This window comes from Micromonospora lupini (assembly GCF_026342015.1).
In the GTDB taxonomy this organism is placed as follows: domain Bacteria; phylum Actinomycetota; class Actinomycetes; order Mycobacteriales; family Micromonosporaceae; genus Micromonospora; species Micromonospora lupini_B.
In genome coordinates this window covers 45,492-61,346 of sequence record NZ_JAPENL010000003.1, presented here as the reverse complement: position 1 = coordinate 61,346, position 15,855 = coordinate 45,492, and the positions used below count along the sequence as shown (strand labels likewise).

Sequence of the window (15,855 nt, the reverse complement as noted above, 5' to 3'; positions counted from 1 at the left end):
CCGGCGACCCGCGGATGGGTCGCCGGTCGCGCGCGTCTGCGTGGATGTCCCGCTGGCGCACCTGGACCGCCCGTTCGACTACCTGGTGCCCGCCGAGCTGGACGACGTGGCGGTGCCCGGCACCCGGGTGAAGGTGCGCTTCGCCGGGCAGCTCGTCGACGGGTGGTTGCTGTCGCGCGCCGACGACTCCGGGCACACCGGCCGGCTCGCCTACCTGGAGAAGGTCGTCTCGCCCGAGCCGGTGCTGGCGCCCGAGATCGCCCGGCTGGCCCGGGCGGTCGCCGACCGGTACGCGGGCAACCTCGCCGACGTGCTCCGCCTCGCCGTGCCACCCCGGCACGCCAGGGTCGAGAAGGAACCCCACACCACAGGCGCGTCCGTCCCACCGGACGCCGCCGCCCTCGACGGTGCCACAGGCGACCCGGCGACCGCTGAAGCGTCCACCGCCCCCGGCTCCGTCGAGTCGGTGCCCGCCGTCGGGCCGGTGCCGGCCGTCGGGCCGGTGCCCGCCGTCGGGCCGGTCGCCGTCGGGCCGGTGCCGGCCGTCGGGTCGGTGTCCGCCGTCGAGCCGGTCGCCGTCGGGTCGGTGTCCGCCGTCGAGCCGGTCGCCGTCGGGCCGGTGTCCGCCGTCGAGCCGGTCGACCCGCGCGGCTGGCGGGACTACCCGACCGGTCCGGCGCTGCTGCGGGCGCTCACCGACGGCCGGGCGCCCCGCGCGGTCTGGTCCGCGCTGCCCGGGGAGGACTGGGCCGCCCGCTACGCCGACGCGGTGGCCGCCACCGTCGCAGGTGGGCGCGGCGCCGTGGTCGTGGTGGCCGACGCCCGCGACCTCGACCGTCTCGACGCCGCGCTGACCGGCGTGCTGGGTCCGGGGCGGCACGTCACCCTCTCCGCCGCCCTCGGGCCGGCCCGGCGCTACCGGGCGTTCCTCGCCGCCCGGCGCGGGCAGGTGCCGGTGGTCATCGGTACCCGCGCCGCCATGTTCGCCCCGGTCGACCGACTCGGCCTCGTCGCCGTCTGGGACGACGGGGACGACCTGCACTCCGAGCCCCGGTCGCCCTATCCGCACGCCCGTGACGTGCTGCTCACCCGGGCGCAGCTCGCCGAGGCCGGCGCGCTGGTCGGCGGGTACGCCCGGACGGCCGAGGCGCAGCTACTGCTGGAGACCGGCTGGGCCCGGGAGGTGGTCGCGGACCGGGCGACGGTACGGGCCCGGATACCTGCCATCGCGCCGACCGGTGACGACCCGCAGCTCGCCCGTGATCCCGGTGCGGCCACCGCCCGGCTGCCCAGCCTGGCCTGGACGGCTGCCCGCGACGCCCTGCGGGCGGATCTGCCGGTGCTCGTGCAGGTGCCCCGCCGGGGCTACCTGCCCTCGGTCTCCTGCGCCGACTGCCGTACCCCGGCCCGCTGCGCGCACTGCGCGGGCCCGCTCGCGCTGCCGTCGGCCGGCGGCACCCCCGCCTGCCGGTGGTGCGCCCGGGTCGCCGCCGCGTACGCCTGTCCGGAGTGCGGCGGGCGGCGGCTGCGGGCCGCGGTGACCGGTGCCCGGCGTACCGCCGAGGAGCTGGGCCGGGCCTTTCCCGACGTGCCGGTGCGGACCTCGGGACGGGAGGAGGTGCTGACCGACGTGCCCGGCGGGGCCGCCCTGGTCGTCGCGACCCCCGGCGCCGAGCCGGCCGCCGAGGGCGGCTACGGCGCGGTGCTGCTGCTCGACTCGTGGGCCCTGCTGACCCGGGCCGACCTGCGGGCCGGTGAGGAGGCGCTGCGCCGGTGGCTGGCGGCCGCGGCCCTGGCCCGCCCGGCGCCGGCCGGCCGCGTGGTGGTGGTCGCCGACGGCGCGCTCGCCCCGGTGCAAGCGCTGCTGCGCTGGGACGCCGCCTGGTTCGCCGGCCGGGAGCTGGCCGAGCGCCGCGAGCTGGGCTTCCCGCCGGCGGTACGGATGGCGAGCGTCACCGGTCCGGCCGAGGCGGTCGCCGACCTGCTCGCCGCGGCCCGGCTGCCCGGCGATGCCGAGGTGCTCGGGCCGGTGCCGGCCGACGAGGGGCGGGAGCGGATGCTGGTCCGGGTGCCCCGGGCGCGGGCCGCCGCGCTCGCCGAGGCCCTGCACTCGGCCGCCGGGGTGCGTGCCGCCCGCAAGGCCGCCGACCCGGTTCGTCTCCAGGTCGATCCGCTGAGCCTGTTCTGACCGTTTTCCGGGTTGTGGAACCCGGCCTGGCGCCCAGTGCCCGCACACCGCGTCCGGCAAGGCGCTGGTGTCGAGGTGGTAGCATCGCCCGTCATGCTCGGGCGTACGACGGCCCCAGGTCACGGCACCGCCGGAACGGGCGGGCCGGGAACGCGTCGGTCGGACGCGATGTCGATGATGTCAGGAAGCCGGTTATCAGGGGTGGGCCAGTCGTGACCGTTCGACAATCGATCGTCTTCAACGGCGACCTCGGCAGCGGCAAGAGCACCGTGTCGGTGGAGATCGCCAAGCGGCTCGGGATGCGCCGGGTCAGCGTGGGTGACCTCTACCGGGAGATGGCGCAGCAGCGGCAGATGACGGCCCTGCAGCTCAATCTGCACGCCGAGCTGGACCAGGCCGTCGACGGTTACGTCGACCAGCTCCAGCGCGACATCGCCGCCTCCGGCGAGCATCTGATCATGGACTCGCGGCTGGCCTGGCACTTCTTCACCCACGCGCTCAAAGTGCACATGATCACCGAGCCGGGTGAGGCGGCCCGCCGGGTGCTGGCCCGCCCGTCCGGGCCGGCGGAGAGCTACGCCTCGCTCCAGGAGGCCAAGGCCAAGCTCCGCGAGCGCAGCGAGAGCGAGCGCAGCCGGTTCATCGTCCGCTACGGGGTGGACAAGGCGCGGTTGCGCAACTATGACCTGATCTGCGACACGACCCGGGCCTCCGCCGGCGAGGTCGTCGAGCACATCATCGCCGCGTACGAGGGCACGCTCGGCGCGGACGTGCTGCGCGACGGCCCGCCGCTGCTGCTGCTCGACCCGGCGCGGGTCTACCCGACCGAGGACATCGCGACACTGCGCGGGCTGTGGGACAGCGAGTTCGTCGGCGACGTGGCCGAGGCCGGCGACGAGTCCCTCGAACCGTTGAAGATCGGCTTCACAGGTGAGTACTTCTTCGTCGTCGACGGTCACCGCCGGCTCAGCGCCGCCCTGCAGAATGGTTTCTCCCTGGTCCCCGCCCAGCTTGTCGCCGAGGTCGACGAGCCGGTGGTGGGCGGCATGAGCGCCGTGGACTACTTCGCCGCGCAGGTGCGCCCCGGCCTGGTCTACGACTGGGAGGCGGCCCACAAGATCCAGCTGCCGCTGCCCGAGCCGGCGCTGCTCGGCGGCGACGCCGTGCTCGCCGCGGACCGGGGCGTCGGCGCCTGAGTCGAGCGCGGCGCCAGATTGGCGTCCGAGCCCAGCGCGGCGCCGGACCGGCGCGCGGGATGCGCGCCGGCCCGGCCGTCGGATCGAATGACGGAACGCCCCGAGGCGTCAGCCCAGGACCACGCCCGAGGCGCCGACCCCGGCCATGCCGGAGAAGATGTCCTCGTAGTAGATCCGCCAGGCGCACACCCGTCCGGTGGGGACGTAGCCGGTACACGCCGTCGCGGTGTTGGTGTCGTCGATTGCCGTGTTCGTGCCTGTCGCCCAGACCTGGAGGGTGTTCGCCGCGTTCACGATCTCCACCGGGCCGCCGCTGTCACCCTGGCCGATGGCGTTGGTGTGGGTGGTGTTCTCGGCCTGGACCTGACCGCAGACCGTGCCGAAGTTCCGCACGTTGATGCACAGGTTGCGGGCCTTCACCTGGATCGAGCACCGGGTGCCGGAGTAGGCGCCGGAGGTGCACACCCAGTTGCCGACCTGGCTGGCCTGTGCGCCGATCACCTGGTTGCTGAACTCGCTGACCACCGCGCCGGCCGCGTCGGTGCTGTTGTTGAAGACCCGGCCTCCGGCGCTGCCCGCGATGAGCAGGGTGTCGCTGCTGACGTTGCGGGTTCCGACGATGCCGATCGTCTGCCCGGTCGGGTCGGTGGCGAGGACGTTGAGGTTGGCGCAGTGCGCGGCGGAGAGCACCCGCGACACCCCGCCCTGGAAGACACCGAAGCCGGTCGAGCAGCCACCGCCGTTGGCGGTGTTCCGCCACGCGGCGCCACCCCACCACGGCGGCGAGTCGTCCCACCTGGTGGCGGGCGCGGCGGCGACACCTGTCTGCACTGTCACCGGCACGCCGGCGAGGGCCGTCGCGCCGAGCAGTCCGCTCTGCGTACCGACGAGCAGGCCGGCGCCGTCGGCGCGCGGACCCACCGTGGTGATCTTGTCGCCGGCTGTGGCGCGCAGCCGGTCGGCCGCGACCATCAGCTCCCGCTGCGAGTACGCGGCCGGCAGCACAGTCGTCGCGACGGTGGCCCGGGCGTTGGCCACCAGGTGCGCCGGCGGCTCGCCCTTCCAGTAGACCTGGAGGTGGCGGGTGGTGGGATCGGCGACGACACCGGCGAAGCCGGAGTTCGCGCTGCGCTGCGCCGCGTTCGTGATCTGGGCGGCGGCGGTGTTCATCCGCTGCTGCAACCGGAGCAGCTCGGACCAGGAGGCGAAGCCGCCGGGCACCGGCGCGCTGTCGACGAACGATCCGGCGGTGGTGGCCTTGCCTCCCGGCGCGGCGGTGGCCGGTGCGGCGCTCACGCCCGCGACGAGCAGCGTGAGGCCGCACGCGGTGACGGCGATGCGACGCAGCATCGCCGCGGACCGTCGGGCGGTCGGGTGTGGACGGATCATCTGGTACCCCTTCCCCAGGGTTTCGTGGCGCGGGCCGGGCCCGCACCGAGACGGTGGCACGAGACGTCGGTTCGGCACGGCGATCCTGGACGGGACTGGACACCGTCGGACACCACCGGACGGGGGAAAGGTCTGATGTGGAACTGTCAGACATCGGCCGCCTCCTATCTAGCCGTGTGTGACCGCAACTAGCCTGCCCGTGTCGGGACCCGGGTCGCCCGGGTGACCGGTAGGGGGTGGGGGCCGCATGTCCGACCAACGGGTACCGTCCGGGGTTCGTCGAGCACCGCAGGGGTCGCCAGCGGAGTTCGACGTGGCCCGCGGCGGTGTCGAGGCGCAGACCCTGCAGGAGCTGGCCGGCCTGCTGCGCCAGCTGCGCCGCCGTGAAGCCCGGCAGCAGGGCGAGACCCGGTTGACGTACCGGCAGTTGGCGGCGAAGACCGGCTGGTCACGCGGCATCATCGGGGAGTACTTCGCCGGCAACATCCTGCCGCCGCCGGAGCGGTTCGACGCGCTCATCCGACTGCTCGGGGCGACCCCCGCCGAGCAGGGGGTGCTGGCCACCGCGCGGGACCGGATCGAGGAGCGACGTCGACGCCCGACCCGGGACCACGCGGCCACCGGCCGGACGGGCACCGGGGCCGTACGGGCCAGGAGCGGCGGCGCTCGGACCGCCACGGCCCCGACCCGCTTCCCCGTGCCCCGCCAACTGCCCCCGGCGTTACCCGGATTCGTCGGACGAGCCGCCCAGCTCGCCCAGCTCGATGCCGCCTGTGCCAGCCCGGACACCTCCGGCGACGGCGGCCGGGCGTCGGCCACGGTCGTGACGCTGTCCGGCACGGCCGGGGTGGGCAAGACGACGCTTGCGGTGCACTGGGCGCACCGCGTCGCCGACCGCTTCCCGGACGGCCAGCTCTACGTCGACCTGCGCGGATTCGACTCCACCGGAACTGTGGTGACAGCCGTGGAGGCGGTCCGGGGCTTCCTGGAGGCACTGGAGGTGTCACCCGAACGGATCCCCACCCACCTGCCCGCTCAGGTGGGTCTCTATCGCAGCCTGCTCGCCGGTCGCCGGATGCTTGTGCTGCTGGACAACGCCCGCGACGCCGACCAGGTCCGGCCGCTGCTGGCCGGCAGCCCGACCTGCCTGGTCCTGGTCACCAGCCGTAACCGGCTTACCGGTCTGGTCGCCGCCGAGGGCGCCCGGCCGGTAGGCGTGGACCTGCTCAGCGCCGCCGAGGCGTGGCAGTTGTTGGCCCGGCGGCTCGGCGCCGACCGGCTGGCGGTCGAGCCGCAGGCCGTGGACGAGATGATCGAGCGGTGCGCGCGGTTGCCGCTGGCCCTGGCGGTGCTCGCCGCGAGGAGCGCGGCGAATCCCGCGTTCCCCCTGGCCACCCTGGCCGCCGAGCTGCGCGGGGCACCGCGCCCGCTGGACTCGTTCGACGCCGGGGACGCCGGCACCGACGTGCAGGCCGTCTTCTCCTGGTCGTACCGGAGCCTCACGCCCGCGGCGGCACGGCTGTTCCGGCTGTTCGGCTGCCACCCCGGCCCGGACATCGGGGTCGCCGCGGCGGCCAGCCTGGCCGGGCTGCCCCGGGAGCAGGTGCCCCGACTGTTGGCGGAGCTGGCCCACGCGCACCTCGTCACCGAGCACGCCCCCGGCCGGTTCGGCGCCCACGACCTGCTCCGGGCGTACGCCGCCGAGCAGGCCGAACGACTCGATCCGGCGGAGGCCCGGCGGGCGGCGATCCGGCGTGGGCTGGACCACTACCTGCACACCGCGCACGCGGCCGCGCTGCTGCTGCAGCCGGGCCGGGATCCGGTCACCCTGGCGGCGGCCCCACCGGATGTGGCGCCCGAGGAGATCACCGACCACGCGCAGGCGCTCGCCTGGTTCACAGTCGAGTACCCGGTGCTGCTGGCGGCCGTCGCGCACGCGAAACGTGCCGGGTTCGACGGCCACGCCTGGCAGCTCGCGTGGACGCTCGTGGACTTCCTGCAACGCCGGGGACGGTGGCCGGACCTGGCCGTCGCCCAGCGGACCGCCCTGGCCGGGGCGCGGCGGGCGGGGGACCGGCTCGGGCAGGCGAACGCCCACCGCGACCTCGCCCGGGTGCTGTCCCGGCTGGGGCGGGTGGACGAGGCGGCGAGCAACTACCGGCAGGCCCTGGCGCTCTTCGGGGCGCTGGGCGACCACACCGGGCAGGCGCGTACCCACCGGGCGTTCGGCGCGATGCTCGACGGTCTCGGCCGGTACGCCGAGGCGCTGGACCACGTGCGGCGGGCTCTCGCGCTGTACCGGGACGCCTGTCATCTGGCCGGGGAGGCCAGCGCCCGCAACGCGGTGGGTTGGGCGCACGCGCAGCTCGGCCAGTACCGCCCGGCGCTCGACCACTGCGAGCAGGCGTTGGCGCTGCTGCGTCGGACCGGTGACCGGCACGGTGAGGCGAACACCTGGGACAGCCTCGGCTTCATCCACGCGCGGCTGGGCGACCACCGGGAGGCGATCCGCTGCTACGGGCGGGCGCTGCGGCTGTACCGGCGAATCAGCGACCGCTACGACGAGGCGGACACCCTCTCCCGGCTCGGCGAGAGCCGGCTCGCGGCGGGGGACCCGGCCGGCGCGGCGCGTACCTGGCGACGCGCCCTGGGCATCCTCGACGACCTCGGTCACCCCGACGGCGAGCGGGTCCGCGCCCTGCTGGCCGGCGCGGCGGCCACCCGGGGCCGAGCCGGGTGACGCTGGGCACACCGGCGGTGGCCGATCGAGGTACGCCGCCGGGGCGCTCCGCGGCACTCCGTAGACTGGTACGGCACCGCTCGCCCGCCCGATGAAGGAGCCGTCCCGCGTGACCGTCCAGCCCATCCGTCTTTTTGGGGATCCGGTGCTGCGCACGCCGGCCGATCCGGTGGTCGACTTCGACGTCGAGCTGCGTAGGCTCATCGCCGATCTCACGGACACGATGCGGGGGCAGAACGGCGCCGGCCTGGCCGCGCCGCAGCTCGGTGTGAGCCTGCGGGTGTTCGCCTTCGACGTCGACGACGTGCTCGGGCACCTGGTCAACCCGGTGCTGGAGTTCCCCGACGAGGAGGAGCAGGACGGCCCCGAGGGCTGTCTGTCCATCCCCGGGCTCTATTTCGACACGAAGCGCCGGCAGAACGTCATCGCCAAGGGCTTCAACGGCTACGGCGACCCGCTGCAGATCGTCGGCACCGGGCTGATGGCCCGCTGCGTGCAGCACGAGACCGACCACCTCGACGGTGTGCTCTTCCTCGACCGGCTCGACGCCGCCGGCCGCAAGGAGGCCATGAAGGCAATCCGCCAGGCCGAGTGGTACGACGCGGCCGCGCCGCCGGTGGTCAAGGTCAACCCGCACGCCGGCGGCAGCCCCTTCGGCCTGGGTCGGTGACCCGGATGCGTGTGATCTTCGCCGGTACGCCTGCGGTGGCCGTGCCCGCCCTGGCCGCCGTCGCGGCCTCCCGGCACGAGCTGGTCGCCGTGGTCACCCGGCCCGACGCGCCCGCCGGTCGGGGGCGCGGCCTGTCCCGCTCCCCGGTCGGCGCGTGGGCCGACGAGCACGGTGTGGAGGTGCTCACGCCCGCCCGCCCCCGCGACCCGGAGTTCCTCGACCGGCTGCGCGAGCTGTCCCCGGACTGCGTGCCGGTGGTCGCCTACGGCGCGCTGGTGCCGCCGTCGGCGCTGGAGATCCCCCGGTACGGCTGGATCAACCTGCACTTCTCGCTGCTGCCCGCGTGGCGGGGCGCCGCGCCCGTGCAGCACGCGGTGCTGCACGGCGACGAACTGACCGGCGCCAGCGTCTTCCACCTGGAGCAGGGCCTGGACACCGGCCCCGTGTTCGGCACCCTGACCGACGAGATCCGCCCCGGCGACACCTCCGGTGACCTGCTGGAGCGGCTCGCCGACTCCGGTGCCGGTCTGCTGGTGGCGGTGCTCGACGCCATCGCCGACGGCACCGCGCGGGCCGAGCCGCAGCCCGCCGACGGGGTGTCGCTGGCGCCGAAGCTGACAGTTGAGGACGCCCGGGTGCGCTGGGCCGACCCGGCCTTCGCCGTGGACCGGCGGATCCGGGCCTGCACCCCGGCCCCCGGCGCGTGGACGACCTTCCGGGACGAGCGGGTGAAGCTCGGCGCTGTCGCGCCGGTGCCCGACGGCCCGGACCTGAAACCGGGGGAGCTGCTGGTGGAGAAGACGCGGGTGCTGGCCGGCACGGCCACCGTGCCGGTGCGTCTCGGCGAGGTCCGCGCCGCGGGCAAGCGCGCCATGACGGCCACCGACTGGGCGCGCGGCGTCCGCGTCGGCGCCGGCGAGGGCCTCGCGTGACGGCCCCGGAGGGGACGCGTCCGTTCCGCGGTGGTTCGTCCGCCGGCCGTGGCGGCGACCGCCGGCCGACCCGGCCGCCACTGGACCGGCCACGACGTGCGGCGTACGAGGCGGTGGCCGCCGTGCACCGCGACGACGCCTTCGCCAACCTGGTGCTGCCCCTCATCCTGCGCGAGGAGGGGCTGTACGGCCGCGACGCCGCCTTCGCCACCGAACTGACCTACGGCACGCTGCGCCACCTCGGCACGCTCGACGCGATCCTCAGCGACGCGGCCGGGCGGGACGTGGCCCGCATCGACCCACCGGCGCGCGACGCGCTGCGGATCGGGGCGTACCAGCTGCTGCACACCCGGGTGCCCCCGCACGCTGCCGTGTCGTCGACTGTGGACCTGGTCCGCTCGGTCGCGCCGGGCGCCGCCGGGTTCGCCAACGCGGTGCTGCGCGAGGTGTCCACCCGCGACATCGACGGTTGGGTGGCCAAGCTCGCCCCGCCGATGGAGACCGACCCGGTCGGGCACCTGGCGCTGGCGTACAGCCACCCGCAGTGGATCGTGCGGGCCTTCTCCGAGGCGCTCGACGGCGACCTGGGCGAGACCGCCCGGCTCCTGATCGAGGACAACGAGCGGCCGCCGGTGCACCTGTGCGCCCGTCCCGGCCTGATCGACCCGATCGAGCTGGCCGACCAGGTGGGCGGCGCACCCGGCGCCTTCTCGCCGTACGCCGTCTATCTGCCCGGCGGCGCGCCTGGTGACGTGCCGGCGGTGGTCGACGGTCGTGCCCACGTCCAGGACGAGGGCTCCCAACTCGTGGCCGCCGCGCTCGCCGACGCGCCGCTGGACGGCCCGGACGGGCGCTGGCTGGACCTGTGCGCCGGCCCGGGCGGCAAGGCCGGTCTGCTCGGCGCGCTGGCCGCGCAGCGCGGCGCCCGCCTGACCGCCGTGGAGGTTGCCGAGCACCGGGCCCGGCTGGTGTCCCAGGCGACCCGGGGCCTGCCGGTGGCCGTGCTGGCCATGGATGGTCGCGAGGTCGGCGCGGACCCGAAGCTGCCGGAGGGCCACTTCGACCGGGTGCTTGTGGACGCCCCGTGCACCGGGCTGGGCTCGCTGCGTCGCCGGCCCGAGTCGCGCTGGCGTCGTCAGCCCTCCGACCTGCCGCCGCTGACCCGGCTGCAGCGGGAGCTGCTGGGCGCGGCGCTACGGGCGGTCCGGCCGGGCGGGCTGGTCGCCTACGTCACCTGCTCGCCGCACACCGTGGAGACGCACGTGACGGTCACCGAGGCGGCCCGCCGCAGCGGCGTGTCGGTGGACTTCGTCGACGCCCGACCGCTGCTGCCGGCCGGCATGCCCGGCCTGGGCGACGGTCCCACCGTGCAGCTCTGGCCGCACCGCCACGGCACCGACGCGATGTTCCTCGCCGTCCTGCGCAAGGGCTGACAGCCGTCCCGCGCAGGGGCTGAACGTGACACCGCACCCGGCCGGGTCGGCCGGGTGCGGTGGTGTCGGCCGAGGTCAGGTGACCGGGAGGCCCTTGCTGCCGGCGTTGCGCAGCGAGCGGGTCAGGTTCCGGTCGCTGATCCACAGGAAGCACTGCACGCCGCGGTTGCCGTTGCGCCACTCCTGCTCGTACGGCTGGTAGTAGATCGTTCCGGCGCGGAAGTCGAGCTGGGAGTTGTCCGGCACCTTGGCGTATTTGGCGGTCACCGACTGGCACGCCCGGTGGGTGCGCTTGCTGGTGCGTTCGAACTCCGCGTAGCTGATGTCCGGCGCCTGCCAGATCCCCACGAACTCGGCGTGGTGCTTGGCGGTGCAGGACACCGCCACCATCTCCTCGATCTTGTCCTTGACCAGCTTGGGGTTGAAGCAGCGGTACGCCAGCGGCGACGCGCCGGTCAGCGCGCCCCGCAGGCTGCCGGTGCGCAGGTCGACGGCGGTGTCGTCGATGCTGGCGATCTCGGTGATGTCACAGCGGTACCAGCGGGCCCCGCCGGCCCAGGCGGGCCCCGACGGCAGCACGACCGTCAGCCCGAGGCGCCCGGAGCGCCAGTCGGCGCCGATCGCCTTGTTGACCTCCGTCTGGCAGCCGGCCTGCGCGGCCCGCATGCCCTCCGAACCGGCCGGCGGGGGCGTGCCACGCTCCGCGCCGGGGCCGGTGAGCGTGCCGACGTGGATGGTCTCCACGCGGTGCGACTCGCGGCACTCCATGGGGTTGTAGCCACTAAGGAAGCCGACCTGCTGGGAGGAGTGGTGGCAGACGCCGGCGGTGGGGACGAACTGTTGCGCCGCCACGGGCGTCGGCCAGTCGTCGGTGAGGTCACTGTCGACTCCGGCGGGTGCGCCACAGCCGGTGAGCGCCAGGGCCACCGCCGCGCCCCCGGCAATCGCCGTCAACCACCGTCGCATCTTCAACCTCCCGCCGCCGGTGACCTCCGGTCGGCCCCCAGCCGGCCGGTAGCGCCACGGCGCAGCAGCATACGGCACCGTGGCTCAGATGGCGGGCAGTCCCTCGGGGCCGGCGCCGCGCATCGAACGGGTGAGTTTGCGGTCGTCGCTCCACAGGAAACAGCGCACCCCACGGTCGCCCTCCTCCCATTCCCGCTGCGACGGGGGGTAGTAGATGGACCCGGCCCGGTACGGCAGGTCGCTGTTGTTCGGCACGGCCGCGTACGCGGCGATCAAGGTCATGCAGCGCCGGTGCGCCTGCTCGCCCGCGCGGGTGAACTCGCCCCAGCTCATGTCCCGTTCGGAGTAGACGCCGACGAACTCGGCGCGGTGCGGCTCGGTGCAGAGCACCGGGGCCATGTAGTTGAGGTTGTCGCCGATCAGCTTGGGGTCGAAGCAGCCGTGGGTCAGCGGGGTGTCGCCGATCAACGCGCCGCGCAGGCTGCCGACGCGGTTCACCGGCCGGGTGTTGTCGATGCTGTCGGTCTCGCTGAGGTCGCAGCGGAACCAGCGCGCGCCGCCGGTCCAGGCCGGGCCGCTGGGCAGCGAGAGCGTCAGGGTGAGCCGGGCCGTGTGCCAGTCGCCGCCGAGCACCTCCCGGGCCCTCTGGTCGCACTCGGAGCGGGCCGCGCGCAGAGCGGCCGAGCCCGGGCCCGGTCGGGTGCCGGCCCGCGCGGCCGTGCCGGTGAACGTGCCGACGTGGATCGCCTCGGCGAGGTGGCTGCGGGCGCAGTCGACAGTCTCGTACGTACTGGCCTGCACGACCGAGGTGATCCGGGGCAGGCAGGTGTCGGTGGCGGGAGTGAATGGTCTAGGAACCCGCAGTGCCGGCCAGTCGTCGGTGAGGTCGCCGTCCGCGCCTCGGGCCGGCGCGCAGCCGGCCAGCAGCATCGTCGTGATGCCGACCAGCGCCAGCGCTGGAAGCCACCGTCGCATCGTCCGCCCTCCCGGGAGCTGGCGACCGGTCACCGCGCCCCGCGGCGCGACCCCGGCGGGCGTGCAGCCTACGGCACCGTCCCGCTTGGAGTGTCGTCGCGTTTGGGTCGATCGGCCAGCCACTGATGTCTGTTCGTCCGGAATCGGGGGCCCGGACCGGCTTATTCTGCACTACTGGTCACTGCTGGATCACAGCGCGTCGGAGTTGGTGCCGTGCTGCGGGCGGCGGGTGGCCACGTTCGTACACTGGCCCCGTGACCGTACCGCCGCCGATCGTCGCGCCGAGCATCCTGGCCGCCGATTTCGCCCGCCTCGCCGAAGAGGTCCGTGCCGTCGAGGACGCCGCGGACTGGTTGCACGTGGACGTGATGGACAACCATTTCGTGCCCAACCTGACAATTGGCCTGCCCGTGGTGCAGAGCCTGCGCGCCGCCACCACGATGCCGTTCGACGTGCACCTGATGATCTCCGACCCGCGCCGGTGGGCCCCCGGGTACGCCGACGCCGGGGCGTACAACGTCACGTTCCACGCCGAGGCGGCCGACGACCCGGTGGCGCTCGCGAAGGACCTGCGCTCGGCCGGCGCGAAGGCCGGGCTGGCCATCGACCGGGACACGCCGATCGAGCCGTACCTGGAGCTGCTGCCCAGCTTCGACACCCTGCTGATCATGACGATCAAGGCGGGCTTCGGCGGGCAGCGGTTCATCCCGCAGATGCTGGACAAGGTCCGCGCCGCCCGCCGGCACGTCGACGCCGGCCACCTGGAGCTGCGCATCGAGGTGGACGGCGGGATCGCCGCCGACACCATCGAGCAGGCGGCCGCCGCCGGGGCCGACGCGTTCGTGGCCGGGACGGCCGTCTACGGCGCCGCCGACCCGGCGGAGGCCGTCCGGCACCTGCGGGCGCTGGCGGAGCGCGCGGCGCCCGGGGCCTGAGGTGGAGCCCGAGGGCGACCGCAAGGACATCATCCTCGTCGTCGACGACGACGAGGACATCGCCCGCTTCGTCGAGTTCAACCTGCGGCTGCACGGCTTCGAGGTGATTCACGCCAGCGACGGTCAGGAGGCCCTGGAGGTCATCGAGCGGCAGCGGCCCGACCTGGCGGTGGTCGACCTCATGATGCCCCGCGTCGACGGTCTGGAGCTGACCCGACGGCTGCGCGCCGATCCGATGACCTCCGCCCTGCCGGTGATCATGTTGACGGCGAAGGGAATGACCGTGGACAAGGTCCACGGGCTCAGCGCCGGCGCGGACGACTACCTGGTCAAGCCGTTCGACACCGCCGAGCTGGTGGCCCGGGTGTCCTCGACGCTGCGGCGCAACAAGGAGTTCCGGGAGGTCTCCCCGCTGACCGGGTTGCCCGGCAACAGCCGGATCCGTCGGGAGATCAGCGACCGGGTCCGGCACGGGGTGGACTACGCGGTCGGCTACATCGACATCGACCGGTTCAAGAGCGTCAACGACCGGTACGGCTTCGTCCGGGGCGACGACTTCATCTCCGCGCTGGCCCGCAGCCTGCACCGGGCGGTGGTGGCGGTGGGTCTGCCGCCGGCCTTCCTCGGTCACGTCGGCGGCGACGACTTCGTCATCGTCTGCGCGCCGGACCAGGTCCGCCAGCTGACCTCCCGGGCGGTTGTCGACTTCGAGAAGGCCGCCGACACGCTCTACGACCCGACCGACCGCGAGCGCGGGTTCGTCGAGTTGAAGGACCGGCGCGGCACCATCCGCCGAGCGGCCCTGGTCACGCTGTCCATCGGCGTCTCCCTCTCCGACGCCGGCAAGCGGTTCACCGACCCTCTCGAGGCCATCGCCGTCGCCTCCGAGATGAAAACGGTCGCCAAGAGTCAACCGGGCTCGTACGTGGCGGTGGACCGGCGGCGCGGCGTCACCTGACGCGTGACCCCGCTGTGAAGTAGCTCGCCTCGGAGGTGTCGGAGCCCGCGAAGCGTGTAAGACTGCGAGGTACCCACCACGCGCTGGCGGGACTCGGTGAAATTCCGAACCGGCGGTGATCCACGGTCCAACCGTGGTCAGCCCGCGACCCGGACGGCTTCGGCCGGCCGGTGGACCTGGTGAAAATCCGGGGCCGACGGTTGGAGGCGGTTCGTCCGCCCCCAGACAGTCCGGATGGGAGACAGCGCGCGGGACGGACGGGTCTTGAGCCGGCCGCTGGCGTCAGCGTGCCGTGCCGCCCATCCGGGTCGGCTGTGCCGTACCCGGAATCCGCCGCCGCCTGCCCGCGGCCCATGCCGCCTCCCTGACCGCCGCGCGCGGACCGGCGAGTGAGAGGGCAGGAAAGGGCGATGGCCAGCGTCTCCGTCGAAGAGGCGATGCGGCGTGCGATCGAGCTGGCAGCGCGCGGGCTGGGCACCACAAGCCCCAACCCGGTGGTCGGGTGCGTGCTGCTGGACGCCGACGGCGAGGTCGTGGGGGAGGGTTTCCACGCGTACGCCGGCGGGCCGCACGCCGAGATCGTGGCGCTGGCCCAGGCCGGCCCGCGCGCCGAGGGCGGCACCGCAGTCGTCACTCTGGAACCCTGCGACCACACCGGCCGCACCGGCCCCTGCAGCACCGCGCTCGTCCAGGCCGGGGTGGCCCGCGTCGTCATCGCCGTGCCCGACCCGAACCCGGTCGCCTCCGGCGGCGCCGCCACGTTGCGCTCCGCCGGGGTCCAGGTGGATCTGGGGGTACGCGGCGACGAGGCCGAGGCCGGCAACGTCGCGTGGTTGACCTCGATGCGCCGGGGCTGGCCGTACGTCATCTGGAAGTACGCCGCCACAGTCGACGGCCGGTCCGCCGCGGCGGACGGCACCAGCATGTGGATCACCTCGGAGGCGGCCCGGATCGACGTGCACGCGCTGCGCGGCACCGTCGACGCGGTCGTCGCCGGGGTGGGCACCGTGCTCGCCGACGACCCCCGGTTGACCGCCCGCAACCTGCGCGACGGCAGCCTGGCCATCCGGCAGCCGCTGCGGGTGGTGGTGGACAGCTCGGGGCGTACCCCCGTCGACGCCCGGGTCCGCGACGGCGCCGCGCGGACGTGGATCGCGACCACGGCGGAGGTGGGCGCGGGCCCGGACGGTCGGGTCGACCTACCGGCGCTGCTCGCGGCGCTGCACCAGCGCGGGGTCCGTGCGGTGCTGCTGGAGGGCGGCCCCCGGCTGGCCGGCGCGTTCCTGGCCGCCGGCCTGGTCGACAAGATCGTCGGGTACGTCGCGCCCCGGCTGCTCGGCGCCGGACCCACAGCCCTCGTCGACGCGGGAGTGACGACCATCGCTGAGGCCATCGATCTGGAGTTCGTCGACGTTACGCAGGTCGGTCCGGATCTCCGGATCACCGCTTTGCCCCGCAAAAGGGAGGGCTGAC

The 15,855-nt window shown here is 74.5% G+C and carries 12 protein-coding genes and 1 riboswitch; of the genes, 9 read left to right on the top strand and 3 right to left on the bottom strand.

Features of this window, described 5'->3' with window-relative positions; all coding sequences use genetic code 11:
* Nucleotides 1-40: 40 nt before the first annotated feature.
* Nucleotides 41-2,188 carry a primosome assembly protein PriA gene (locus OOJ91_RS28385; RefSeq protein ID WP_266249926.1) on the top strand — a complete coding sequence of 716 codons (2,148 nt, stop codon included), beginning with the start codon at nucleotides 41-43 and terminating at the stop codon, nucleotides 2,186-2,188.
* 212 nt (nucleotides 2,189-2,400) lie between these two features.
* Nucleotides 2,401-3,384: an AAA family ATPase gene (locus tag OOJ91_RS28380; RefSeq protein WP_266249925.1), complete on the top strand. Its 984-nt coding sequence runs from the start codon at nucleotides 2,401-2,403 to the stop codon at nucleotides 3,382-3,384.
* Between the two features lie 108 nt (nucleotides 3,385-3,492).
* On the opposite strand, the gene OOJ91_RS28375 is transcribed toward OOJ91_RS28380, so the two are convergent.
* Entirely contained in the window at nucleotides 3,493-4,773 is a 1,281-nt protein-coding gene (locus tag OOJ91_RS28375; RefSeq protein ID WP_266249924.1) for a hypothetical protein, read from the bottom strand.
* A 247-nt stretch (nucleotides 4,774-5,020) separates the two neighbouring features.
* On the opposite strand from OOJ91_RS28375, the gene OOJ91_RS28370 reads away from it, so the two are divergent.
* From OOJ91_RS28370 to OOJ91_RS28355, 4 genes are all read left to right on the top strand, one after another.
* Nucleotides 5,021-7,513 carry an ATP-binding protein gene (locus OOJ91_RS28370; RefSeq protein WP_266249923.1) on the top strand — a complete coding sequence of 831 codons (2,493 nt, stop codon included), beginning with the start codon at nucleotides 5,021-5,023 and terminating at the stop codon, nucleotides 7,511-7,513.
* 109 nt (nucleotides 7,514-7,622) lie between these two features.
* Nucleotides 7,623-8,183: a peptide deformylase gene (def, locus tag OOJ91_RS28365; RefSeq protein WP_266249922.1), complete on the top strand. Its 561-nt coding sequence runs from the start codon at nucleotides 7,623-7,625 to the stop codon at nucleotides 8,181-8,183.
* Between the two features lie 5 nt (nucleotides 8,184-8,188).
* Entirely contained in the window at nucleotides 8,189-9,115 is a 927-nt protein-coding gene (fmt, locus tag OOJ91_RS28360; RefSeq protein WP_266249921.1) for a methionyl-tRNA formyltransferase, read from the top strand.
* Nucleotides 9,070-10,548, top strand: a complete 1,479-nt coding sequence (locus OOJ91_RS28355; protein ID WP_439117154.1) for an RsmB/NOP family class I SAM-dependent RNA methyltransferase — start codon at nucleotides 9,070-9,072, stop codon at nucleotides 10,546-10,548. Before fmt ends, OOJ91_RS28355 begins: the two co-directional genes overlap by 46 nt.
* Before the next feature lie 75 nt (nucleotides 10,549-10,623).
* On the opposite strand, the gene OOJ91_RS28350 is transcribed toward OOJ91_RS28355, so the two are convergent.
* Together OOJ91_RS28350 and OOJ91_RS28345 are read right to left on the bottom strand one after the other, a co-directional pair.
* Nucleotides 10,624-11,514 carry a septum formation family protein gene (locus OOJ91_RS28350; RefSeq protein WP_266249919.1) on the bottom strand — a complete coding sequence of 297 codons (891 nt, stop codon included), beginning with the start codon at nucleotides 11,512-11,514 and terminating at the stop codon, nucleotides 10,624-10,626.
* Nucleotides 11,515-11,598: 84 nt separating this feature from the next.
* Nucleotides 11,599-12,489 carry a septum formation family protein gene (locus OOJ91_RS28345; RefSeq protein ID WP_266249918.1) on the bottom strand — a complete coding sequence of 297 codons (891 nt, stop codon included), beginning with the start codon at nucleotides 12,487-12,489 and terminating at the stop codon, nucleotides 11,599-11,601.
* A gap of 254 nt (nucleotides 12,490-12,743) precedes the next feature.
* Between OOJ91_RS28345 and rpe the strand changes: the two genes are divergently transcribed.
* The 3 genes from rpe (at nucleotide 12,744) to ribD (ending at nucleotide 15,854) form a co-directional block, all read left to right on the top strand.
* A complete protein-coding gene (rpe, locus tag OOJ91_RS28340) occupies nucleotides 12,744-13,424 on the top strand; it encodes a ribulose-phosphate 3-epimerase (RefSeq protein ID WP_266249917.1) in 681 nt (226 codons plus the stop codon).
* A gap of 1 nt (nucleotide 13,425) precedes the next feature.
* Nucleotides 13,426-14,382, top strand: coding sequence for a response regulator (locus OOJ91_RS28335; protein WP_266249916.1), 957 nt, complete (start codon nucleotides 13,426-13,428; stop codon nucleotides 14,380-14,382).
* A 78-nt stretch (nucleotides 14,383-14,460) separates the two neighbouring features.
* A riboswitch (FMN riboswitch) is annotated at nucleotides 14,461-14,632 on the top strand.
* Between the two features lie 160 nt (nucleotides 14,633-14,792).
* A complete protein-coding gene (gene ribD / locus OOJ91_RS28330) occupies nucleotides 14,793-15,854 on the top strand; it encodes a bifunctional diaminohydroxyphosphoribosylaminopyrimidine deaminase/5-amino-6-(5-phosphoribosylamino)uracil reductase RibD (RefSeq protein WP_266249915.1) in 1,062 nt (353 codons plus the stop codon).
* The last annotated feature ends 1 nt before the right edge of the window (nucleotide 15,855 follow it).

Bases quoted from the DNA above. Each gene is read 5' to 3' on its own strand.
- OOJ91_RS28350 (WP_266249919.1), bottom strand. From the start codon at position 11,514: ATGCGACGGTGGTTGACGGCGATTGCCGGGGGCGCGGCGGTGGCCCTG.
- OOJ91_RS28375 (WP_266249924.1), bottom strand. From the start codon at position 4,773: ATGATCCGTCCACACCCGACCGCCCGACGGTCCGCGGCGATGCTGCGT.
- OOJ91_RS28345 (WP_266249918.1), bottom strand. From the start codon at position 12,489: ATGCGACGGTGGCTTCCAGCGCTGGCGCTGGTCGGCATCACGACGATG.
- ribD (WP_266249915.1), top strand. From the start codon at position 14,793: ATGGCCAGCGTCTCCGTCGAAGAGGCGATGCGGCGTGCGATCGAGCTG.
- fmt (WP_266249921.1), top strand. From the start codon at position 8,189: ATGCGTGTGATCTTCGCCGGTACGCCTGCGGTGGCCGTGCCCGCCCTG.
- OOJ91_RS28370 (WP_266249923.1), top strand. From the start codon at position 5,021: ATGTCCGACCAACGGGTACCGTCCGGGGTTCGTCGAGCACCGCAGGGG.